The 20,748-nt window shown below is 59.8% G+C and carries 21 protein-coding genes, 4 tRNA genes and 1 pseudogene; 7 read left to right on the forward strand and 19 right to left on the reverse strand.

Annotation, left to right across the window (positions count from 1 at the left end):
- The first annotated feature begins 93 nt into the window (after positions 1 to 93).
- Together AC3IP0_RS24325 and AC3IP0_RS24330 are read left to right on the forward strand one after the other, a co-directional pair.
- A complete protein-coding gene (locus AC3IP0_RS24325; RefSeq protein WP_007970531.1) occupies positions 94 to 267 on the forward strand; it encodes a DUF3094 domain-containing protein in 174 nt (57 codons plus the stop codon).
- Between the two features lie 60 nt (positions 268 to 327).
- Positions 328 to 1,626, forward strand: coding sequence for an NAD(P)/FAD-dependent oxidoreductase (locus AC3IP0_RS24330; RefSeq protein WP_489326091.1), 1,299 nt, complete (start codon positions 328 to 330; stop codon positions 1,624 to 1,626).
- A gap of 177 nt (positions 1,627 to 1,803) precedes the next feature.
- Here the strand turns inward: AC3IP0_RS24330 and AC3IP0_RS24335 are convergent.
- The 7 genes from AC3IP0_RS24335 to rluD all read right to left on the reverse strand — a co-directional run bounded on the left by AC3IP0_RS24335 (position 1,804) and on the right by rluD (position 6,898).
- A tRNA-Pro gene (locus tag AC3IP0_RS24335) sits at positions 1,804 to 1,880 on the reverse strand.
- 95 nt (positions 1,881 to 1,975) lie between these two features.
- Positions 1,976 to 2,051: transfer RNA gene (locus AC3IP0_RS24340), tRNA-Lys, on the reverse strand.
- 5 nt (positions 2,052 to 2,056) lie between these two features.
- A tRNA-Pro gene (locus AC3IP0_RS24345) sits at positions 2,057 to 2,133 on the reverse strand.
- 9 nt (positions 2,134 to 2,142) lie between these two features.
- Positions 2,143 to 2,218, reverse strand: a tRNA-Asn gene (locus AC3IP0_RS24350).
- Positions 2,219 to 2,518: 300 nt separating this feature from the next.
- Positions 2,519 to 5,083 (reverse strand): ATP-dependent chaperone ClpB, encoded by a 2,565-nt coding sequence (gene clpB, locus AC3IP0_RS24355; RefSeq protein ID WP_150754962.1) that lies wholly within the window; start codon positions 5,081 to 5,083, stop codon positions 2,519 to 2,521.
- 130 nt (positions 5,084 to 5,213) lie between these two features.
- Complete coding sequence (pgeF, locus tag AC3IP0_RS24360; RefSeq protein WP_489317275.1) at positions 5,214 to 5,939, reverse strand: peptidoglycan editing factor PgeF; 726 nt, start codon at positions 5,937 to 5,939, stop codon at positions 5,214 to 5,216.
- A complete protein-coding gene (gene rluD / locus AC3IP0_RS24365; RefSeq protein WP_007990414.1) occupies positions 5,936 to 6,898 on the reverse strand; it encodes a 23S rRNA pseudouridine(1911/1915/1917) synthase RluD in 963 nt (320 codons plus the stop codon). Before rluD ends, pgeF begins: the two co-directional genes overlap by 4 nt.
- 151 nt (positions 6,899 to 7,049) lie before the next feature.
- Here rluD and AC3IP0_RS24370 point away from each other — a divergent pair, with 151 nt between their 5' ends.
- The 4 genes and pseudogenes from AC3IP0_RS24370 (at position 7,050) to AC3IP0_RS24385 (ending at position 10,115) form a co-directional block, all read left to right on the forward strand.
- Positions 7,050 to 8,072 (forward strand): outer membrane protein assembly factor BamD, encoded by a 1,023-nt coding sequence (locus tag AC3IP0_RS24370; protein ID WP_489317276.1) that lies wholly within the window; start codon positions 7,050 to 7,052, stop codon positions 8,070 to 8,072.
- Positions 8,073 to 8,198: 126 nt separating this feature from the next.
- Complete coding sequence (locus tag AC3IP0_RS24375; RefSeq protein WP_489317277.1) at positions 8,199 to 8,432, forward strand: PP0621 family protein; 234 nt, start codon at positions 8,199 to 8,201, stop codon at positions 8,430 to 8,432.
- Positions 8,433 to 8,478: 46 nt separating this feature from the next.
- Positions 8,479 to 8,781: pseudogene (locus tag AC3IP0_RS24380) on the forward strand (hypothetical protein); the annotation flags it as partial.
- Positions 8,778 to 10,115: a sigma-54-dependent transcriptional regulator gene (locus tag AC3IP0_RS24385; protein ID WP_489326093.1), complete on the forward strand. Its 1,338-nt coding sequence runs from the start codon at positions 8,778 to 8,780 to the stop codon at positions 10,113 to 10,115. The pseudogene AC3IP0_RS24380 and the gene AC3IP0_RS24385, both read left to right, overlap by 4 nt.
- 4 nt (positions 10,116 to 10,119) lie before the next feature.
- On the opposite strand, the gene thiO is transcribed toward AC3IP0_RS24385, so the two are convergent.
- From thiO to AC3IP0_RS24420, 7 genes are read right to left on the reverse strand one after another with little or no spacing between them, the layout of a single operon-like run.
- Entirely contained in the window at positions 10,120 to 11,220 is a 1,101-nt protein-coding gene (gene thiO / locus AC3IP0_RS24390) for a glycine oxidase ThiO (protein ID WP_489317279.1), read from the reverse strand.
- 56 nt (positions 11,221 to 11,276) lie between these two features.
- Positions 11,277 to 11,678, reverse strand: coding sequence for a type IV pilin protein (locus tag AC3IP0_RS24395; protein WP_489317280.1), 402 nt, complete (start codon positions 11,676 to 11,678; stop codon positions 11,277 to 11,279).
- Positions 11,679 to 11,692: 14 nt separating this feature from the next.
- Positions 11,693 to 12,106, reverse strand: a complete 414-nt coding sequence (locus AC3IP0_RS24400) for a hypothetical protein (RefSeq protein WP_489317281.1) — start codon at positions 12,104 to 12,106, stop codon at positions 11,693 to 11,695.
- Positions 12,093 to 12,572: a pilus assembly PilX family protein gene (locus AC3IP0_RS24405; protein ID WP_489317282.1), complete on the reverse strand. Its 480-nt coding sequence runs from the start codon at positions 12,570 to 12,572 to the stop codon at positions 12,093 to 12,095. The genes AC3IP0_RS24400 and AC3IP0_RS24405 overlap by 14 nt, the downstream gene beginning before the upstream one ends.
- Positions 12,573 to 12,582: 10 nt before the next feature.
- On the reverse strand, positions 12,583 to 13,290 hold the full coding sequence (locus AC3IP0_RS24410) for a PilW family protein (protein WP_489326096.1): 708 nt from the start codon (positions 13,288 to 13,290) through the stop codon (positions 12,583 to 12,585).
- Entirely contained in the window at positions 13,287 to 13,736 is a 450-nt protein-coding gene (gene pilV, locus AC3IP0_RS24415) for a type IV pilus modification protein PilV (protein WP_489326097.1), read from the reverse strand. Before pilV ends, AC3IP0_RS24410 begins: the two co-directional genes overlap by 4 nt.
- A complete protein-coding gene (locus AC3IP0_RS24420) occupies positions 13,733 to 14,206 on the reverse strand; it encodes a GspH/FimT family pseudopilin (protein ID WP_489317285.1) in 474 nt (157 codons plus the stop codon). The genes pilV and AC3IP0_RS24420 overlap by 4 nt, the downstream gene beginning before the upstream one ends.
- Before the next feature lie 130 nt (positions 14,207 to 14,336).
- Here AC3IP0_RS24420 and AC3IP0_RS24425 point away from each other — a divergent pair, with 130 nt between their 5' ends.
- Positions 14,337 to 14,876, forward strand: a complete 540-nt coding sequence (locus AC3IP0_RS24425) for a GspH/FimT family pseudopilin (protein ID WP_489317286.1) — start codon at positions 14,337 to 14,339, stop codon at positions 14,874 to 14,876.
- Here AC3IP0_RS24425 and ispH read toward each other — a convergent pair.
- The 5 genes from ispH to ribF form a co-directional block, all read right to left on the reverse strand.
- Positions 14,845 to 15,792: a 4-hydroxy-3-methylbut-2-enyl diphosphate reductase gene (gene ispH, locus AC3IP0_RS24430; RefSeq protein ID WP_008052070.1), complete on the reverse strand. Its 948-nt coding sequence runs from the start codon at positions 15,790 to 15,792 to the stop codon at positions 14,845 to 14,847. The two genes, AC3IP0_RS24425 and ispH, sit on opposite strands and share 32 nt — an antisense overlap.
- A gap of 207 nt (positions 15,793 to 15,999) precedes the next feature.
- Positions 16,000 to 16,437 (reverse strand): FKBP-type peptidyl-prolyl cis-trans isomerase, encoded by a 438-nt coding sequence (fkpB, locus tag AC3IP0_RS24435; protein WP_489319822.1) that lies wholly within the window; start codon positions 16,435 to 16,437, stop codon positions 16,000 to 16,002.
- A gap of 7 nt (positions 16,438 to 16,444) precedes the next feature.
- Complete coding sequence (lspA, locus tag AC3IP0_RS24440) at positions 16,445 to 16,957, reverse strand: signal peptidase II (RefSeq protein ID WP_489317287.1); 513 nt, start codon at positions 16,955 to 16,957, stop codon at positions 16,445 to 16,447.
- Complete coding sequence (gene ileS / locus AC3IP0_RS24445; RefSeq protein ID WP_489317288.1) at positions 16,950 to 19,781, reverse strand: isoleucine--tRNA ligase; 2,832 nt, start codon at positions 19,779 to 19,781, stop codon at positions 16,950 to 16,952. Before ileS ends, lspA begins: the two co-directional genes overlap by 8 nt.
- Positions 19,782 to 19,794: 13 nt before the next feature.
- The gene (gene ribF, locus AC3IP0_RS24450; RefSeq protein WP_477753715.1) at positions 19,795 to 20,733 is read right to left on the reverse strand and encodes a bifunctional riboflavin kinase/FAD synthetase; all 939 of its coding nucleotides are present in this window, start codon (positions 20,731 to 20,733) and stop codon (positions 19,795 to 19,797) included.
- Positions 20,734 to 20,748 lie beyond the last annotated feature (15 nt).

Here is a 20,748-nt window from a genome sequence, read left to right on the forward strand (position 1 = left end):
TTCCCCGGTCAGCAGCTAAGCTTCGTTCACAGCTGATTAATTTCCCTGTAGCTTCCACACATTCAGCAACGTCTACTCCTGACGAGGCCCGATATGACCAGCCGCCTGAACCCCGACGACCAAAAGCATGTCGAAGAGTACCTGCAGTTGTCCCAGCACCAAGTCGAGCGCCGGCCTTTCCGGCCGTGGATGCTCCTTGTACTGGTATTGGCAGTGACCATTGGTCTGGGCCTGTTGAGCCGACTTATCAGTTACCTGACGCTATGAGCTGCCTTGCGCTCGCGCGGTTGACTGCACCGATTTCTTTTAGCCTTGCGAGTTATCCCCATGTCCCATCGTATTGTCATTGTCGGCGGCGGCGCCGGCGGTCTGGAGTTGGCTACCCGCCTGGGTAAGACTCTGGGCAAGCGCGGTACGGCCAGCGTGATGCTGGTCGACGCGAACCTGACCCACATCTGGAAACCGTTGTTGCACGAAGTGGCGGCCGGTTCCCTGAACTCTTCCGAAGACGAACTCAACTATGTTGCCCAAGCCAAATGGAACCACTTCGAGTTCCAGCTGGGGCGCATGAGCGGACTCGATCGCGCGAAGAAAAAAATCCAGCTGGCCGCCACCTACGACGAAGCCGGTCTGGAGCTGGTGCCGGCCCGTGAAGTGCCTTACGACTCGCTGGTGATCTCCGTCGGCAGCACCACCAACGATTTCGGCACCCAAGGCGCGGCGCAACACTGCCTGTTCCTCGACACCCGCAAACAGGCCGAGCGATTCCACCAGCAACTGCTCAATCACTATTTGCGCGCTCACGCCGGTCAGACCGACACGATCGAGCAAATCAGCGTCGCCATCGTCGGCGCCGGTGCCACTGGGGTCGAACTGGCCGCCGAACTGCACAACGCTGCCCATGAACTGGCGGCCTACGGCCTGGACCGGATCAAACCGGAAAACATGCACATCACCTTGATCGAAGCCGGCCCACGGGTATTACCCGCGCTGCCGGAGCGCATCGGCGGGCCTGTGCATAAAACCCTGGAGAAACTCGGGGTCAACGTGATGACCAATGCTGCGGTCAGCGAAGTGACCGCCGACAGCCTGATTACTGCGGACGGTAAAGTGATCAACGCCAGCCTGAAAGTCTGGGCCGCGGGGATTCGTGCACCGGGTTTCCTCAAGGACATCGATGGCCTGGAAACCAACCGCATCAATCAGCTGCAAGTGCTGCCGACCCTGCAAACCACCCGCGACGACAATATTTTCGCCTTCGGTGACTGCGCCGCCTGCCCGCAGCCAGGCACTGACCGCAACGTGCCGCCACGTGCCCAGGCCGCTCACCAACAGGCTTCGTTGCTGGCCAAATCGTTGAAACTGCGCATCGAAGGCAAGGCACTGCCGGAGTACAAGTACACCGACTACGGCTCGCTGATCTCACTGTCGCGTTTTTCGGCTGTGGGTAACCTGATGGGCAACCTCACCGGCAGCGTAATGCTCGAAGGCTGGCTGGCGCGGATGTTCTACGTGTCGCTGTACCGCATGCACCAGATGGCGCTGTACGGGCCGTTCCGCACGGCGATGCTGATGCTGGGCAGCAAGATCGGGCGCGGGACTGAGCCACGGCTGAAACTGCACTAACACCTCAACCACTGTGGGAGCGAGCTTGCTCGCGATGACGGCCTGACATTCAACACATGTACTGAATGCCAGACCGCTATCGCGAGCAAGCTCGCTCCCACATTGGCTTTGCGGCGTTCCTGAGTTTCCTATGGACAAAAAAAATCCCCGTATCTTTCGATACGAGGATTTTTAATATGGTCGGGGTAAGGGGATTCGAACTCCTGACATCCTGCTCCCAAAGCAGGCGCGCTACCGGACTGCGCTATACCCCGGTAAAAAAAAGGCACCTTTGAAAGGCGCCTTCTTCGATCAGCGCTTTTGGCCTCTGATCTTAAGATTCGATTCCAGCGCTAACTGGTTTCAAAAATGGTGGGTCGTGTGGGATTCGAACCTACGACCAATTGGTTAAAAGCCAACTGCTCTACCAACTGAGCTAACGACCCAAAAATGGTCGGGGTAAGGGGATTCGAACTCCTGACATCCTGCTCCCAAAGCAGGCGCGCTACCGGACTGCGCTATACCCCGGTTTGAAATTGGCTCCGTGACCAGGACTCGAACCTGGGACCCAATGATTAACAGTCATTTGCTCTACCGACTGAGCTATCACGGAACTACACATTTCAATTTACAACTTTGAAGCTTTACTGCGTTCTCTTCAACCCGTTCGCATCGCTGCGTTCGTGTGTCTGAGGCGCGCTATTCTACAATCTTCAGCACCTCTGTCAACCCCCTAAATTGCTTTCAAGTTAATGATTTGCAACTTATTTTGGATTCCTGCTTGGGGAGCGGAAACCCTGGCGGGTGACTTACTGCGGGGCGCACTTTACAAGCCTTTTCCTTTGAGTTCAACAGCCTAACGAAAAAAAGGCCTCGTTATGCGAGGCCTTTTCGATTTTGCTGCCGTTATGGATCAGACAAAGACGATTTCGTCGTTTTCCACCACACCGTGAGCGGTATCGCCCGGCATGAATCGACCGGACAGGATCAGCTGCGCCAGCGGGTTCTCGATCCAGCGCTGGATAGCGCGCTTGAGCGGCCGTGCGCCGTACACCGGGTCGTAGCCGACCGCGATCAGCTTGTCCATGGCTTCAGGGCTGAGCTCAAGCTTCAGCTCACGCTCGGTCAGGCGACTGCGCAGACGACCCAACTGGATCTCGGTAATGCCGGCGATCTGATCCCGCGCCAACGGCTCGAAGATCACCACTTCGTCGACCCGGTTGATGAACTCCGGCCGGAAATGGCTGGAAATCGCATCCATCACCGCCGCGCGCTGCGCCTCACGATCGCCGACCAGTTCCTGGATCTGTACCGACCCCAGGTTGGAGGTCATGACAATCACGGTGTTCTTGAAGTCCACCGTGCGGCCATGGCTGTCGGTCAGACGACCATCCTCGAGCACTTGCAGCAAGATGTTGAACACATCCGGGTGCGCCTTCTCGACTTCGTCCATGAGGATCACCGAATACGGCTTGCGACGTACGGCCTCGGTCAGGTAACCGCCCTCTTCATAGCCCACGTAGCCTGGTGGCGCACCGATCAAGCGAGCCACGGAATGTTTCTCCATGAACTCAGACATGTCGATCCGCACCATCGCCTCTTCAGTGTCGAAGAGGAATTCGGCCAGCGCCTTGCACAGCTCGGTTTTACCGACACCGGTCGGGCCGAGGAACATGAACGAGCCGCTCGGGCGATTCGGGTCGGACAACCCGGCGCGGGAACGCCGCACAGCGTTGGAAACCGCAACCACCGCTTCGTCCTGGCCGATCACACGCTGGTGCAACAGGCTTTCCATTTTCATCAGCTTTTCGCGCTCGCCTTCGAGCATTTTCGACACCGGAATACCCGTCCACTTCGAAACGACTTCGGCGATCTCTTCTTCAGTCACCTTGCTGCGCAGCAACTGGTTTTCGGCTTTGCCATGCTGGTCGACCATTTGCAGGCTGCGTTCCAGGTCCGGGATCACCCCGTACTGCAACTCGGCCATGCGGTTCAGGTCACCTTTGCGGCGGGCTGCTTCCAGTTCCTGACGGGACTGTTCGATTTTCTGCTGGATCTGCGCAGAACCCTGGACTTCGGCTTTTTCCGAGTTCCAGATTTCTTCCAGATCCGAGTATTCACGCTCATGACGAGCGATTTCTTCCTGCAATTTTTCCAGACGCTTCTTCGCCGCGTCGTCGCTTTCTTTCTTCAGCGCCTGGGATTCCACCTTCAGCTGAATCAGGCGACGCTCCAGACGGTCCAGCACTTCCGGCTTGGAGTCGATCTCCATGCGGATGCGGCTGGCGGCCTCATCGATCAGGTCGATGGCCTTGTCAGGCAACTGCCGGTCAGTGATGTAACGATGGCTGAGCTTGGCTGCGGCAATGATCGCGCCGTCGGTAATCGCCACCTTGTGGTGGACCTCATAACGCTCCTTGAGGCCACGCAGGATGGCGATGGTGTCTTCTTCGCTCGGCTCATCCACCAGCACTTTCTGGAAACGTCGCTCGAGGGCGGCGTCCTTCTCTATATATTGGCGGTACTCGTTGAGGGTGGTCGCACCGACACAGTGCAGCTCACCGCGGGCCAGGGCCGGCTTGAGCATATTGCCCGCATCCATCGAGCCTTCGCCCTTACCGGCGCCGACCATGGTATGCAGTTCGTCGATGAACAGGATGATCTGCCCTTCCTGCTTCGACAGTTCATTGAGCAGGGATTTCAGGCGCTCTTCGAACTCACCGCGATACTTGGCACCGGCAATCAGCGCCCCCATGTCCAGGGACAACAGGCGCTTGCCCTTGAGGCCATCCGGCACTTCACCATTGATGATGCGCTGGGCCAGGCCTTCGGCGATGGCGGTTTTACCCACGCCAGGCTCACCGATCAGCACCGGGTTGTTCTTGGTACGACGTTGCAGCACCTGGATGGTCCGGCGAATTTCATCGTCACGGCCGATCACCGGATCGAGCTTGCCGTCTTCGGCGCGCTTGGTCAGGTCGACGGTGTATTTATCCAGCGCCTGTCGCGCCTCTTCGTGGTTCGGGTCATTGACGGCTTCGCCACCGCGCAGGTTGTTGATCGCATTTTCCAGGGCTTTCTTGCTCACGCCCTGGCCAAGCAACAGTTTGCCGAGCTTGCTGTTCTCGTCCATGGCGGCGAGTAGCACCAATTCACTGGAGATGAACTGGTCGCCCTTCTGCTGGGCCAGACGGTCCGCCTGGTTGAGCAGGCGCGCCAGATCCTGCGACATGTTCACGTCACCGGTCGGGTTCTGGATTTTCGGTAGCTGGTCGAGCTCTTTGGTCAGCTCTTTACGCAGGCTGTTGACGTCGAAGCCCACCTGCATCAACAGGGGCTTGATCGAGCCGCCCTGCTGTTCGAGCAAGGCTTGCATCAAGTGCGCCGGTTCTATGGCCGGATGATCGTGGCCGACAGCCAGGGATTGGGCATCGGACAACGCTAACTGCAATTTGCTGGTTAAACGGTCTATACGCATGGGTCACCTTCCTTTTGAGCAGGCCGGACCTATAAAACATCCTGAATGAAGAAACCTGCCAGATACCACAATAGATGCGGTCGATTCTGGGAGTTTCAAGCGTCGTGACGTTGATGCAGGTCAGGGAAGCTTAGCGGGCGAGCCAGATCAGGGAGGCGAATCGGCCAGTGCGGGGGGCACGGCGATAGGAGAAGAAGCGTGGATCGGTCACGGTGCAGAAACCGCCACCGTAGACAGCTGTAACGCCGTGAACTGCCAGACGCAGGCGCGCAAGCATATAGATGTCGGCCATGAACTTGCCGGGGTTTTGGCTCGGTACAAAGGCTTCTGCCGCTTGCGGCAACTGCTGCACGAAGGTTTCGCGCACTTCCGGGCCGACTTCAAAGGCTCGTGGACCGATAGCCGGGCCAAGCCAGACCAATACTTCGGCAGGTGGCACCGCCAGACTGTCGAGGGTGGCTTCCAGCACGCCCGCTGCCAATCCGCGCCAACCGGCATGGGCCGCAGCGACACGAGTGCCGGCACGGTCGCAAAACAATGCCGGCAGGCAATCGGCCGTCATCGCCGCGCAAGCAATACCGGGTGTCGACGTCCAGCTCGCATCAGCGGTGACCACCTGGCTTGGGTCGGCATGAGCCACGACGATGCCGTGGACCTGCTGCAGCCAGGCCGGTTGAATGGAGAAATGCTCGGTAAGACGCCGGCGATTCTCGGCAACAGCCTCAGGGCTGTCGTCGACGTGATCGCCGAGGTTGAGGCTGTCGAACGGCGCCACACTGACGCCGCCCGCACGGGTGGTGACGCAGGCTTTGACCCCGGCCGGCGCGGGCCAGTCAGGAATCAGCCAGTCACTCATCCGATGAACGCCTCGCGGTCTTGCTTGAGCAGGGTCAGCAACCAGACGAAATCTTCCGGCAACGGCGATTCCCAGCTCATGCGCTTACCGGTGGTCGGATGATCCAGTTCCAGGAAACGCGCATGCAGCGCCTGACGCGGGAAGTTTTTCAGCGACTCGACCATGGTCGGGTTGGCGGCCGGCGGGATACGGAAACGACCGCCGTAGGCAGGATCTCCGACCAACGGGTAGTTGATGTGCGCCATGTGCACGCGAATCTGGTGCGTACGACCGGTTTCCAGCTTCACCCGCACGTGGGTGTGGGAGCGGAAGCGCTCGAGCACGCGGTAATGGCTGACGGCTTGCTTGCCACCTTCCATCACGGCCATGCGCTGGCGTTGCTGGCCGTGACGACCGATCGGCGCGTTGATCTTGCCACCGGCTGTCACCACGCCGATCACGATGCACTCGTAGATCCGGCTGACGCTGCGGCTCTGCAACTGTGTAACCAGCTGCGTCTGCGCTTGAATGGTCTTGGCCACCACCATCAGACCGGTGGTGTCCTTGTCCAGGCGATGCACGATACCGGCGCGGGGCACATTGATGATGTCCGGCACGTGGTGCAGCAAGGCGTTGAGCAAGGTGCCGTCGGCATGACCGGCAGCCGGGTGCACCACCAGGCCCGCAGGCTTGTTGATCACCAGGATGTCGTCGTCTTCGTAGACGATATCCAGGGCTATGTCTTGAGCGACCCATTCGCCCTGAGCTTCCTGCTCGGCAGTCAGCTCAAGGATGGCGCCGCCGTGGACGATGTCTCGCGGGCGGATAACCGCCCCATCCACAGTCAGGCGGCCGTCTTTGATCCAGGCGGAAAGGCGCGAGCGCGAGTGCTCAGCGAATAATTGTGCGGCGACTTGATCGAGGCGTTGGCCGCCCAATTCGGACGGCACCTCTGCGCGAAGTTCAATTTTATCGGACATGCTCAGACTAGGCGTCGGCACAGCCTTTGGTTTCGGCTGCGCGCTTGTGGTTAAATACGGCGTCTTTTGCCCCGAGGCTATTCAACGGGGCGCTCATCATAACAGGACGGCCACGCCCAAGACAGCGGCCGTCATAGGGACGCAAGCCGCCATGCAAGTGAAACACCTGCTGCTGATCGCCATCCTCGCATTGACCGCTGCTTGCTCATCGAAGGAAGTCGTAGACGAAAACCTCAGTGAAGTCGAGCTGTACCAACAGGCTCAAGCCGACCTGGACAATAGCAGCTACACCAGCGCCATCGCCAAACTGAAGGCTCTGGAATCGCGTTATCCGTTCGGTCGCTATGCCGACCAGGCGCAACTCGAACTCATCTACGCCAACTACAAGAACACCGAGCCAGAAGCGGCCAAGTCCGCTGCGGAACGCTTCATTCGTCTGCACCCACAGCATCCGAACGTCGATTATGCCTACTACCTCAAGGGCCTGACTTCTTTCGACCAGGACGTCGGCCTGCTGGCGCGTTTCCTGCCGCTGGACATGACCAAGCGTGACCCGGGCGCCGCCCGCGACTCCTATAACGAGTTCGCCCAGCTGACCAGCCGCTTTCCGAACAGCCGCTACGCGCCAGACGCCAAGCAGCGCATGATTTATCTGCGCAACCTGCTGGCGGCATACGAAATTCACGTGGCCGACTACTACCTGACCCGTCAGGCCTACGTCGCTGCCGCGAACCGCGGTCGTTACGTGGTGGAAAACTTCCAGGAAACCCCTTCGGTCGGCGACGGCCTGGCGGTGATGACCGAGGCCTACCAGCGCATGCACCTGGACGAACTGGCTGCCACCAGTCTGGAAACCCTGAAGCTCAACTACCCGAACCACCCGACGCTGGTAGACGGTCAGTTCGTACCGACCGTGGCCGAAGCCGACAACCGTTCGTGGCTGAGCAAGACGACCCTGGGCCTGATCGAGTCCCGTCCGCCGCTGCCACCGGGCGAAACCCGCGCCAACCAGGACGTACAGAAGCAATTCCAGGACGCCAAGGACGCCATCCCGAGCGAGCTCAAGCCTAAAGACGACAATGGCGACGCGGTCGAAGAAGAAAATCACGAAGCCGAAGGCAACAACAGCGACCGTTCGTGGTTCAGCTACATGACCTTCGGCGTGTTCGACTGACACCCCCGGGTTATGAAAAAAGGGAGACTTTCGAGTCTCCCTTTTTTATTTCAGCGCTTTATTACACTGTGCGCCTGTCAGGTCCTTGGCTAAACTGCCGGATCATCAGTCGAAAAGCAGCTCACCATGCTTCGTTTATTGTTCTGGATTGCCCTGATTGCCGCTGCGGTATGGTTCTGGCGCAAGTTCAAGGGTCAGGCATCCACTCCCAGATCCCCTGCCGAGCGGGAAGCGGCGCCCATGGTCCGTTGCGCCCATTGCGGTGTTCACCTGCCCCGTGACCGCGCGCTGAGCCTCGACCAGCAATGGTATTGCAGCCAGGCTCATCTTGAGCAAGGCAAGGGCTCCAGTGGCCACTGACACTTCAGCAGAAATGGCAGCCGTTTAGGGACTATCGCGCGTCCCCAAGGAACTGAAAGGTGTTGATCGACGTCTGACGCAGATTATTCAAGACCTCTCTCTGCGAATGAACCGGGTAATCGAAAACGTCCTGCACCTGCAGCGCCGCGAGCAAATGTCGCCGCTACGACTCAACCTGAAATCACTGGAAATACTCGATAATGAAGCCCCAGCCCCCCATATCAAGGGCCTGGGGCTTTATCTGTCCGGCCAGCCGGGCAAAAGCATTCTGTCCCGCCTAGACTTCAAGGCACGCCAGGAAAGCGGCTGCCTTTGCATGACCTATGCACACGGACGAACCCCACGTTGAACACGAGACCACGACAAAAAGTCTTGATCGTCGATGACGAACCGGACATTCGAGAACTCCTGGAAATCACCCTGGGAAGGATGAAGCTGGAGACGTTCAACGCCCGCAACGTCGGCGAAGCGCAATCCCTGCTGAAACGCGAAACCTTCGATCTATGCCTGACCGACATGCAGTTGCCGGACGGTACCGGCCTGGAGCTGGTGCAGCACATCCAGCAACGCCACCCTCAGGTCCAGGTGGCGATGATCACCGCCTATGACAGTCTCGAAAACGCGATCAATGTACTCAAGGCCGGGGCATTCGACTTCCTGACCAAACCGGTGGACCTTGCGCGCCTGCGTGAGCTGGTCACCAACGCCCTGCTGGTTCCTGCCCGCGGGGTCGGCATCGATCGACGCCTGCTGGGCGACTCATTGCCCATGCGCAACCTGCGCAAACACATCACCAAACTGGCCAGCAGCCATGCGACGGTATACATCAGCGGAGAGTCCGGCAGCGGCAAGGAGTTGGTCGCGCGCCTGATCCATGATCAAAGCCCCCGCGCCAATCAGCCGTTCATTGCGATCAACTGCGCGGCGATTCCTTCGGAGCTGCTGGAGAGCGAGTTTTTCGGCCATCGCAAAGGCAGTTTCAGCGGCGCCATCGAAGACAAACCCGGCCTGTTCCAGACAGCCCACGGCGGCACCCTGCTCCTCGACGAAGTGGCCGACCTGCCGCTGGCCATGCAAGTCAAACTGCTGCGCGCGATTCAGGAGAAATCCGTACGCTGCGTCGGCGGGCAGCAGGAAGTGGCGGTGGATGTGCGCATTCTCTGCGCCACGCACAAGGACCTTGGCGCCGAAGTCGCCGCCGGACGATTTCGTCACGATCTTTACTACCGTTTGAACGTGATCGAACTCCGGGTGCCGCCCTTGCGCGAGCGTCGTGATGACATCGAAATGCTTGCCAGCCACATTCTCAACCGTCTGGCCGCCGATACCGGCCAACCTGCGGCGAGACTCCACCCTCAAGCCCTCGATGCGCTGAAAAGCTATCGCTTCCCGGGCAATGTGCGGGAACTGGAAAACATGCTCGAACGGGCGCACACCTTGTGTGAGAACAAACAGATCGAAGCCGGCGACCTGCGCCTGGCTGAAGGCAACCGTGGGACTGAGGGTGGCGTGCCGGACCTGACCCGGATCGACAATCTGGAAGCCTACCTGGAAAACGTCGAACGCCAACTGCTGCTCCAGGCCCTGGAGGAAACCCGCTGGAACCGCACGGCGGCGGCTCAGCGGTTGAACCTGTCTTTCAGGTCGATGCGCTACAGGCTCAAGAAGTTGGGATTGGATTGAGGCTTTAAAGTCTTCCGGCAGGCGCATAAGGCGCCGGATCGATAATCGGTGCCCGGCCCAGCATCACATCGGCAAACAGCTGGCATGAGGCCGGCGCCAGCACCAGCCCGTTACGGTAGTGCCCGCAGTTGAGCCAGAGCCCGTCAAACCCCGGCACCGGGCCGATGTAAGGAATGCCCTCGGGTGATCCCGGGCGCAATCCGGCCCAATGCCCCACCACTTCGGCATCGGCCAGCGCCGGGATCAACTCCACCGCGGACGCCTTCAGGCTTTCCAGTGCCGTCCCGGTCGGCGTCTTGTCAAAGCCTTCATGCTCCAGCGTACTGCCGATCAGTATGTGCCCGTCGCGCCGTGGAATCGCATAACGGCCCTTGGCCAGGACCATGCTCGGCAGGAAATCCGCCGCACACTTGTAGAGAATCATCTGCCCTTTCACCGGCTCGACCGGCAGCGTCAGATCAAGAAGCTTGAGCAAATCTCCGCTCCAGGCCCCCGCCGTCAGGACGACTTGATCGCCCGGGACAGTACCTGTGGAGGTCTGCACGCCGACCACTTTGTTGCCGTCGCGAACAAACCCGCTGACTTCGCACTGTTCATGGATCGTCACGTTCGGCAGCGCCAGCAACGCGGACTTGAGAGATTTCACCAGACGCGGATTGCGCACGTTAGCGACGTCGGCCATGTAGATCGCCCGGGAAAAACCACTGCCCAGCACCGGCACGGCGTCGTGTGCTGCCGATATATCCACCGCGCTGAGCGGGCGATTCTCCCGGGCGGCCCATGCCAGGGCTTCAGCCTCGTCATCCAGATCCAGCCAGTACAGCCCGGTGGTGTGCACTTCAGGATCAACGCCAGTGGCGGCAAACAAGCGCTCGCCCAGCTGTGGATAAAAGTCCTGGGACCAGTGAGCCAGCGCGGTGACCGCCGGGCTGTAGCGCCACGGGTAAAGCGGCGAAACGATGCCGCCACCGGCCCAAGACGATTCCTGGCCGACGCTCGAGCGATCCAGCAGCACAACGCTTTGCACTTCGGAGGCGAGATTGAACGCCGTCAGCAATCCAATCACCCCACCGCCGACAATCACCACTTGCTGTTGCCTGGTCATGTTCTGATCCCATCGTTAAATAGACAGAGGGTACAAAAGGCACCCGAAAAAGAAACTCAGCGCCCCCAGCAGTCTTTGCTGGTCAGGCCGGATTTCGCGTTGACCATACCGAGCACACCGGTGTTGGTGATGGTCAGATCACCACACTTGTCAGTGGCCATGCTCGAGCCTGCCTTGCGCACCGCCGTCAGCAGAAAGGTCTGGTCGGTCAGGGTCGGTGTGATGCTGTAGTAATCATTGCCGGCACTGAGGCCCGTCGCATCGGTGTAGGCATTTTTCTGCGAGTAGAAGCGCTCCAGTAGCTGCGTCTGCTCCGAGAGCAGACCGGCTGCTTCTGCGCGACGGCCCTTGTTCAGGTATTCGGTGAAACTCGGGGCAGCAATGGTCATGACAATACCGATGATCGCAATCACGATCATGATTTCGATCAGGGTAAAACCGCGGTTGGAACTACGCATGCATCAACTCTCACTCACTGTATTTGTCGCCACATGATGCGACGGCTGCCGCCGGATTTTTCCATCCCCGCAGTACCGTCGCCAGTGGAATCGTTCACGGCCCCGCCGTTGTCGCTGGCGTCCTGGGTCGAATGCTCGCCGATAAAGATCACGCCATCGGATAGTGTGTCGCTGTTGTCGACCACTCCATCGGCGTTGCTGTCGAGCATCTTAACGCTGATCGCCTCGGGCAGCTTCAGGCAGACGGCCTTCAGCCCCTGATTGCTGTGATAAAAACCGTACCAGTTGCCATTGGCCAGACAGGTTGGCCGGTTCAGCGCAGGCGAATCCGCTGATGTGGCAGCGTGCGCCGACATCGACAGGTCGAGCGCGACGACGACAACAAACAGTTGCGACCATAACCTGGCAGGTCGCTCAGTACTTCGCATAGATGCTCTCCACCACACTGCGCGAATGCCCCGCGATGCCGACTGCCGTTACCCGGTACAAGGTTGCCGGGGTATTGATCGGCACATTCACCGCATTTCGGCTGACACCGATGTTTTGCACACCATAAAAACCCTTGCCCGATGCAATCCAGGTCACGCCGGAAGAGGCGTTGAAACCGGCAGCGGTAATAGTCGAAGACTCGGACGGTGGCGCACATTGAACGATGCCGCTACAAACAGGTAGCGCATAGCTGTCCCGCTGCACTGTACCCTCGCCCACCCGCAATGCGGCTTCTGCACTCTGAAACGACTGGTTGCGCAGGGCGACGCTACCGGCCATTTTTTCCTGCAGGGTGGCGCTCTGCATCGATGAAAGACCAATCAACGTCAGCAAGAGCAAGAACACCAGACTGACCAACAGTGCCATGCCGCGTTGGGCGAAATACGTCTTGGGAGCACGATTCATTGGCACCCCCTCATGGCAAGCGGTTGCGCAGAGCGGCAACCACATTGAAGGTTTGATCGGCCACCCGGTGGTTCGGATCAACGAGAGTCAGGCTCAGGCGAACGCTTCGAATCAGCGCGGGGTCCGGCGGATTGCTGCTGTAACGCGAAGCAGCCAGATCAGTGGCCGTGCTGGCCAGGCCGAAGCTCACGTCGAAAGCGCTGACGTTATCCACCAATACCTGGTCTGCTGCGGCCCCGCTCTTCATAAGCAGTTGGTTGTTGCTTAAGCTATAAGTCAGCCGCCGAATCGGAAAGGCCAGTTGCCCTGCCACTGGCGTCCGACCTTCACTGTAGGCCGTCGAATTGGTTCGACAATCGGAAAGCACGGTCCAGTCCGGCTTGCCGCCATTGCCGCCGACATCCGCCGTAACCAGCGTCAACTTGCGGCCGCCGTTGTCCCAACGGATCGGTGCTAGCTGACTGGCATGGAAATCACCTTTCTTACTTGAATCGGTGATCGTCTCCAGGCAACCGAACATCCCGACCATGCGGACTTCCTGAATCATTTTGCTCAACACGAAACGTGCGTCCTCCTGCATGTTCGCGGCGGCATTCTGGCTGAGATAGGTGTTCTTGGCCGCGATGAAAACCTGCACCACGCCCAGCACCACGATCAGGCTCAATGCCAGGGCGATCAGTAATTCGACCAGGCTAAAACCCCTGCTGCGGCGACTCACGGGATCACCGTCGGATCAATGGCCGCGCGACTGCTCAGAACGAAGCTGCGTCGTGAGTCGGCAGTATTCGCGGCCCGTGAGTCGTCCCAGGTGATCGTGATGGTGTACACCTTCTGGTTAACGGTGATACTGCCCGTCGCGGAGGCACCGAGTGAACTGACGATGTTGGCGTTGAAGTCAAACAGGTCCTGATCCCGGGCAACGTCCGGATTGCCCGAAGTCGGCGGCGCAATGGTGTAATCCGCAGCGGCGTTGGCGCGAATGCGATCCATCAGATCGTAGGCGATAAAACTGGCCTGACTGGTCATGCGAGCGCTGTCCGTGTACTTCAGCGCATTGAGCTGAAACGCCGCCGCCCCGAGCAGGCCCACTCCCAGAATGACTAACGCCACCAGGACTTCGACCAGCGTCATACCCTCCTGCGCGCCTTGCCTCCCTGCCCTCATCCGCAACTTCCACCCAATAGAATTCGTCCGTTCAAACACACTGTTAGCGTTCTGCCTTGTGCGCCCCGCCCATAGCTGACCACCACCTCTGAGGACGGTGATGACAGTCCGCCCATACTGTTGAAATCGATGGCGGTGACGCCAGAGGTTAGCGCCAGAGTTGCTCCGCTGCTCATCGCCGGAACAACCCGTAATACATTGGCCAAAGCGCCAGTACCGTCGTAAATCGTCAGTTCCCCACTCCAGACATCCCCACCGGCCGTCGGTCGCACCCGTGTGGCATTGCCCCGATCGATGGCTTCGAGCCGGGCAAAATTCAGGGCTCGTCGCAGGTCAGCGATTTCAGTATCAGCCCTGGTTGTTTGCGTCGAGCGGGTAAATGCCGGGACAGCCAGAGTCAGCAGAATCAGAAGGATCGCGATCGCGACCAGCAACTCGATCAGCGTGAAACCTTTTGTAGGATGATCCATCGGGGCCTTCTGTTTCCTTCGGCTATACCTGCTCTTGCGCGGCACAACATTCGAGCGATGCGGTGCATTTGCGTTGCCATTTCTCGCGCAGGGATTGCACGAGCCACAGCACGCCACGGAGGGAGATGTCATGCGGCAACAAGGCTTCAGCCTGATCGAACTGCTCATGGGACTGGCAATTACAGGAATTGTTCTGCATTTGGTCAGTCCGGCGTTCGCAACGCTGGTCGAGTCGAACCAAAGACAGCAAGCGGCACAGGCTCTTTCCAACGGTATTCGCACTGCCCGGAGCGAAGCCATCACCCGCAACCAGGCCGTGGTGATTCACGGCATCAATGGCGACTGGAGCCAAGGCTGGCGGATCATTCTGGATATCAGCGGCAAGGGGGAGATGGACAGCGACAATCCACTGCTGGCCGAACGCCAGAGCGGCGCACGCATGTCGATTATGGGGAACAGTACGGTCGAAAGCTCAATACGATTCAGAGGTCAGGGCGAGCCACTGTTTGGAGGGACGCTACACATTTGCGCAGTTCGCGAACCGGTGAGCCAACATCAAGTAGTGTTGGCTCGGACCGGTCGCGTCAGCCTGCGCAACGACAAGGCTGAGCAGGCGTTATGCAAAGAAAGGAATAAATTCAGAGCAACGAACGAACGCGCAGTTCTTTAGGCATCGAGAACGTGATGTTCTCCTCGCGACCGGCCAGTTCATCGGCACCGGTGGCACCCCAGGCCTGCAACTGCTGGATCACGCCGCGCACCAGGACTTCCGGGGCGGATGCGCCGGCGGTGATACCGATACGCTCGACGCCGTCGAACCAGCTCTTCTGCAGGTCCTCGGCACCGTCGATCAGGTAGGCCGGAGTGGACATGCGTTCTGCCAATTCGCGCAGGCGATTGGAGTTGGAGCTGTTCGGACTGCCGACCACCAGCACCACGTCGCACTCGTCGGCCAGTTGCTTGACCGCATCCTGACGGTTTTGCGTGGCGTAGCAAATGTCGTCCTTGCGCGGCCCACCGATGGCCGGGAAACGCGAACGCAGGGCGTCGATAACGCGGCTGGTATCGTCCATCGACAAGGTGGTCTGGGTCACGAAGGCGAGCTTTTCAGGGTTGTTCACCTGCAGTGCCGCGACATCCTTCTCGTCCTCGACCAGGTAGATCGCGCCACCATTGCCAGCATCGTATTGGCCCATGGTGCCTTCGACTTCCGGGTGACCGGCATGGCCGATGAGAATGCACTCTCGGCCGTCACGGCTGTAGCGCGCCACTTCGATGTGGACTTTGGTCACCAGCGGGCACGTGGCGTCGAACACTTTCAGCCCACGGCCAGCCGCTTCGCTGCGCACGGCCTGGGATACGCCGTGGGCACTGAAGATCACGATGACGTCGTCCGGCACCTGGTCCAGTTCTTCGACGAAGATCGCACCACGGGAGCGCAGGTCTTCGACGACAAATTTGTTGTGGACCACTTCGTGGCGCACATAGATCGGCGGCCCGAAGACTTCCAGGGCGCGGTTGACGATTTCGATCGCCCGGTCCACACCGGCGCAGAAGCCACGGGGGTTGGCGAGTTTGATTTGCATGCTGTGCCTCGTGTCTTGCGCGCAAGAAATAATAATGCGGTCCTGTTGCTCAAACACAAGGTTCGAGAACAGTGAAACTTCCTGTGGGAGCGAGCTTGCTCGCGATAGCGCAGAGTCAGTCAACATCAATATCGACTGTCAGGCCCTCATCGCGAGCAAGCTCGCTCCCACAGGGTCCGGTGGCAACAGAAGCTGCCCCGTAATGCCTCAGAGCGCCTTGACGGAAATGATTTCCACGTCAAAGGTCAACGTCTTGCCCGCCAGCGGGTGGTTGAAGTCGATGGTCACTTGCGCGTCATCGAACTCTTTGACCACGCCCGGCAATTCAGTATTGGCCGCATCGTTGAAGATCACCAGCAAGCCAGGCGACAGTTCCATGTCCTGGAACTGGGAGCGCGGGATGATTTGCAGGTTTTGCGGGTTCGGCTGGCCGAAAGCGTTTTCCGGCTCGATGTTCAGCGTACGCTTGTCACCGGCCTTGAAACCGAACAGCGCCGCTTCGAAACCTGGCAACAGGTTGCCGTCACCGACCTTGAAGGTCGCCGGGGCCTTGTCGAAGGTGCTGTCCACCGTGTCGCCGTTCTCCAGGCGCAATGCAAAATGCAAGGTGACTTCCGTGTTCTGGCCGATGCGTTGCTCAGCCAATACCTGTTCAGTCATGAACGGCTTCTCCGGTCTTTTTACTTTTGAACATATCCAGTGCCAGCATGACAGCACCAACAGTGATGGCACTGTCGGCAAAGTTGAACGCCGGGAAATACCAGCGGTTCTGCCAATGCACCAGAATGAAATCGATCACATGGCCCAGGGCAATGCGGTCATACAGATTGCCCAGCGCGCCACCGAGCACCAGTGCCAGCGCAATCGCCAGCCAGGTCTCGTTGCGCCCCAGACGCTTGAGCCACACCACCAGCACCGCACTGACCACGATAGCGATCAACGCGAACAGCCAGCGCTGCCAGCCGGAGCTGTCAGCCAGGAAGCTGAACGCCGCGCCAGTGTTGTAGGCCAGGGTCCAGCTGAAGTAATCGGGAATGATTACGATCTGCTGGTACATCTGGAGCTTGCCTTCGAAGTAGAACTTGCTGGCCTGGTCGATGACCAGGACCAGCAAACTCAACCAGAGCCAGCTCAGCCGTCCGAAACGGCCAACGGCATTAGGCATAGTGACGGACCTCGCCGGCGCCGCTGATGTTGTCGACGCAGCGGCCGCAGATTTCCGGATGCTCCGGGTTCACGCCGACGTCTTCACGGCAGTGCCAGCAACGGGCGCACTTGGCGTGGCTCGACTTGACGATCTTCAGCTTCAGGCCGCTGACTTCGGTGACCACTGCATCGGCCGGTGCCTGCACCAATGGCGCAACACTGGCGGTCGACGTGATCAGTACGAAACGCAGTTCGTTGCTCAGTTTGGCCAGGTCGGCGGTCAGTGCGTCTTCGGCGAACAGCGTCACTTCGGCCTGCAGGTTGCCACCGACAGCCTTGGCTGCACGCTGGATTTCCATTTCCTTGTTGACCGCGACCTTGACCGCCATGATCCGGTCCCAGTAAGCGCGATCCAGCTCGATGCCTTCCGGCAGTTCGCTCAGGCCTTCATACCAGGTGTTGAGCATGACGGACTCGTTACGCTCGCCCGGCAGGTATTGCCACAGTTCGTCGGCGGTGAACGCCAGGATCGGCGCGATCCAGCGCACCAACGCCTCGGAGATGTGGAACAGCGCGGTCTGGCACGAGCGGCGGGCCTTGCTGTCGGCGCCAGTGGTGTACTGACGGTCCTTGATGATGTCGAGATAGAAACCGCCCAGCTCCTGCACGCAGAAGTTGTGGATCTTCGAGTACACGTTCCAGAAGCGGTATTCGCCGTAGTGCTCTTGCAGCTCGCGTTGCAACAACAGGGTACGGTCCACGGCCCAACGATCCAGAGCCAGCATTTCTTCGGCCGGCAGCAGGTCGGTGGCCGGGTTGAAGCCGGTCAGGTTCGAAAGCAGGAAGCGCGCGGTGTTACGGATACGCCGGTAGGCGTCCGCACTGCGTTGCAGGATCTGCTCGGAAACCGCCATTTCACCCGAGTAGTCGGTCGAAGCAACCCACAGACGCATGATGTCGGCGCCCAGGGTGTCGTTGACTTTCTGTGGCGCGATCACGTTGCCCAGGGACTTGGACATCTTGCGGCCGGACTCGTCGACGGTGAAGCCGTGAGTCAGCAGTTCGCGATACGGCGCGTGGTTATCGATGGCGCAACCGGTCAGCAGGGACGAGTGGAACCAGCCACGGTGCTGGTCCGAGCCTTCCAGGTACAGGTCGGCGCGCGGGCCGGTTTCGTGGCCCATCGGGTGCGAACCGCGCAGGACGTGCCAGTGCGTGGTGCCCGAGTCGAACCAGACGTCCAGGGTGTCGCTGATCTTGTCGTACTGCGGCGCTTCATCGCCCAGCAGCTCGGCGGCGTCCAGCTTGAACCAGGCCTCGATGCCTTCGACTTCAACGCGCTTGGCGACTTCTTCCATCAGCTCAACGGTACGTGGGTGCAACTCGCCGCTTTCCTTGTTCAGGAAGAACGGGATCGGCACGCCCCAATTGCGCTGACGAGAAATGCACCAGTCCGGACGGTTGGCGATCATCGAGTGCAGGCGCGCCTGGCCCCAGGCCGGTACGAACTGGGTCTCTTCGATGGCCTTGAGCGAGCGCTGGCGCAGGGTGTCGCCGGTGGTCGGCTGCTTGTCCATGCCGATGAACCACTGCGCGGTGGCGCGATAGATCAGCGGGGTCTTGTGGCGCCAGCAGTGCATGTAGCTGTGTTCGATGACGGTGGTGTGCAGCAGCGCACCGACTTCGGTCAGCTTGTCGACGATGGCCGGGTTGGCCTTCCAGATGAACTGGCCGCCGAAGAATTCCAGCGAGGTCGCGTACACGCCGTTGCTTTGGACCGGATTGAGGATGTCGTCGTTGACCATGCCGTACTTCTTGCAGGTCACGAAGTCGTCCACGCCATAGGCCGGAGCGGAGTGAACCACACCGGTACCGGCGCCCAGCTCAACGTAGTCGGCCAGGTAAACCGGCGACAGACGGTCGTAGAACGGGTGACGGAAGTTGATCAGCTCCAGCGCTTTACCGGTGGTGGTCGCAATGACCGAACCTTCCAGCGAGTAGCGCGCCAGGCACGACTCGACCAGTTCTTCAGCCAGTACCAGCAGCTTGTCGCCGACGTCGACCAGGGCGTAGTTGAATTCCGGGTGAACGTTCAGCGCCTGGTTGGCCGGGATGGTCCACGGGGTGGTGGTCCAGATCACGATCGAGGCAGGTTTGCCCAGGGTTGGCAGACCGAAGGCGGCAGCCAGTTTGGCTTCATCGGCAATCGGGAACGCTACGTCGATGGTCGAGGACTTCTTGTTCTCGTACTCGACTTCCGCCTCGGCCAGGGCCGAACCACAGTCGAAGCACCAGTTCACAGGCTTCAGGCCCTTGAACACGAAACCGCCCTTGACGATTTCGGCCAAGGCACGGATTTCACCGGCCTCGTTCTTGAAATCCATGGTCTTGTACGGGTTGGCGAAGTCGCCCAGCACGCCGAGGCGAATGAACTCGGACTTCTGCCCCTCGATCTGCTCGGTGGCGTAGGCGCGGCACAGTTCGCGGGTCTTGTCCGCGCCCAGGTTCTTGCCGTGGGTCACTTCGACCTTGTGCTCGATCGGCAGGCCGTGGCAGTCCCAGCCCGGAACATAAGGCGCGTCGAAGCCCGACAGGGTCTTCGAGCGGATAATCATGTCCTTGAGAATCTTGTTCAGCGCATGACCGATGTGAATCGAGCCGTTGGCGTACGGAGGGCCGTCGTGCAATACGAACTTCGGACGATCCTTGCCAATCTCGCGCAACTTTCCGTACAGGCCAATACTGTCCCAGCGCTGCAGGATCTGCGGTTCGCGCTGTGGCAGGCCGGCCTTCATTGGGAAGGCGGTGTCCGGAAGGTTTAGCGTGGCTTTATAGTCGGTCATTTAAGGCTCTTCATTAGCGATGGGCGCTAGGTGCGGCTAGTGCACGGGCGGCGGCGACATCCGCGTTGATCGCCGTTTTCAACGCCTCCAGAGAGGCGAAACGCTGCTCTTCGCGCAGCTTGTGGTGGAAAACCACCGTTAAACGCCGGTCATACAGATCGCCGGCAAAATCTAAAAGATGTATTTCGAGGTGGGCTTTGCCATCACCTTGGACCGTGGGCCGCACACCGATATTGGCGACGCCTGGCCAGGTCTTGCCGTCGATGTCGACGTTGACCAGGTAAACCCCGGAAAGCGGAACACGACGGCGCTTGAGTTGTATGTTGGCCGTGGGCGTACCCAACTGGCGAGCCAGCTTCTGGCCGTGCAGCACCCGCCCGGTAATCTGGAACGGCCGACCTAGCAGTCGCTCGGCCAAGGCAAAATCAGCTGCGGCCAGGGCATTGCGGACCTGAGTGCTGCTGACGCGAATACCGTCCAGCTCAACGGTTTGCGCTGCCTCGACGGTAAAGCCCTGAACGATGCCGGCTTGTTGCAGGAAATCGAAATCCCCTACGCGGTCGCAGCCGAACCGGAAGTCGTCACCGACTTCAAGGTGCTGTACGCCAAGGCCGTCCACCAGGATGGTATCAACGAATTCGCTGGCGCTGAGCTTGCTCAGCCGCTGGTTGAAGGCCAGGCACAGGACGCGGTCGACACCTTCGTCGGCCAGCAGCTGCAGTTTGTCCCGCAGCCGGGCCAGACGGGCCGGGGCCGTGTCCGGGGCGAAAAATTCTCGCGGCTGCGGCTCAAAAATCACCACGCAGCTGGGCACGCCCAACTCGAGCGCACGCTCACGCAGCCGCGCCAGGATAGCCTGGTGACCACGGTGAACACCGTCAAAGTTGCCAATAGTGGCGACACAGCCCCGATGCTGGGGGCGCAGATTGTGGAGGCCTCGAACCAGCTGCATAACGCGCTTCTTGCT

The sequence above is a fragment of the Pseudomonas sp. GL_103 genome, assembly GCF_057835175.1.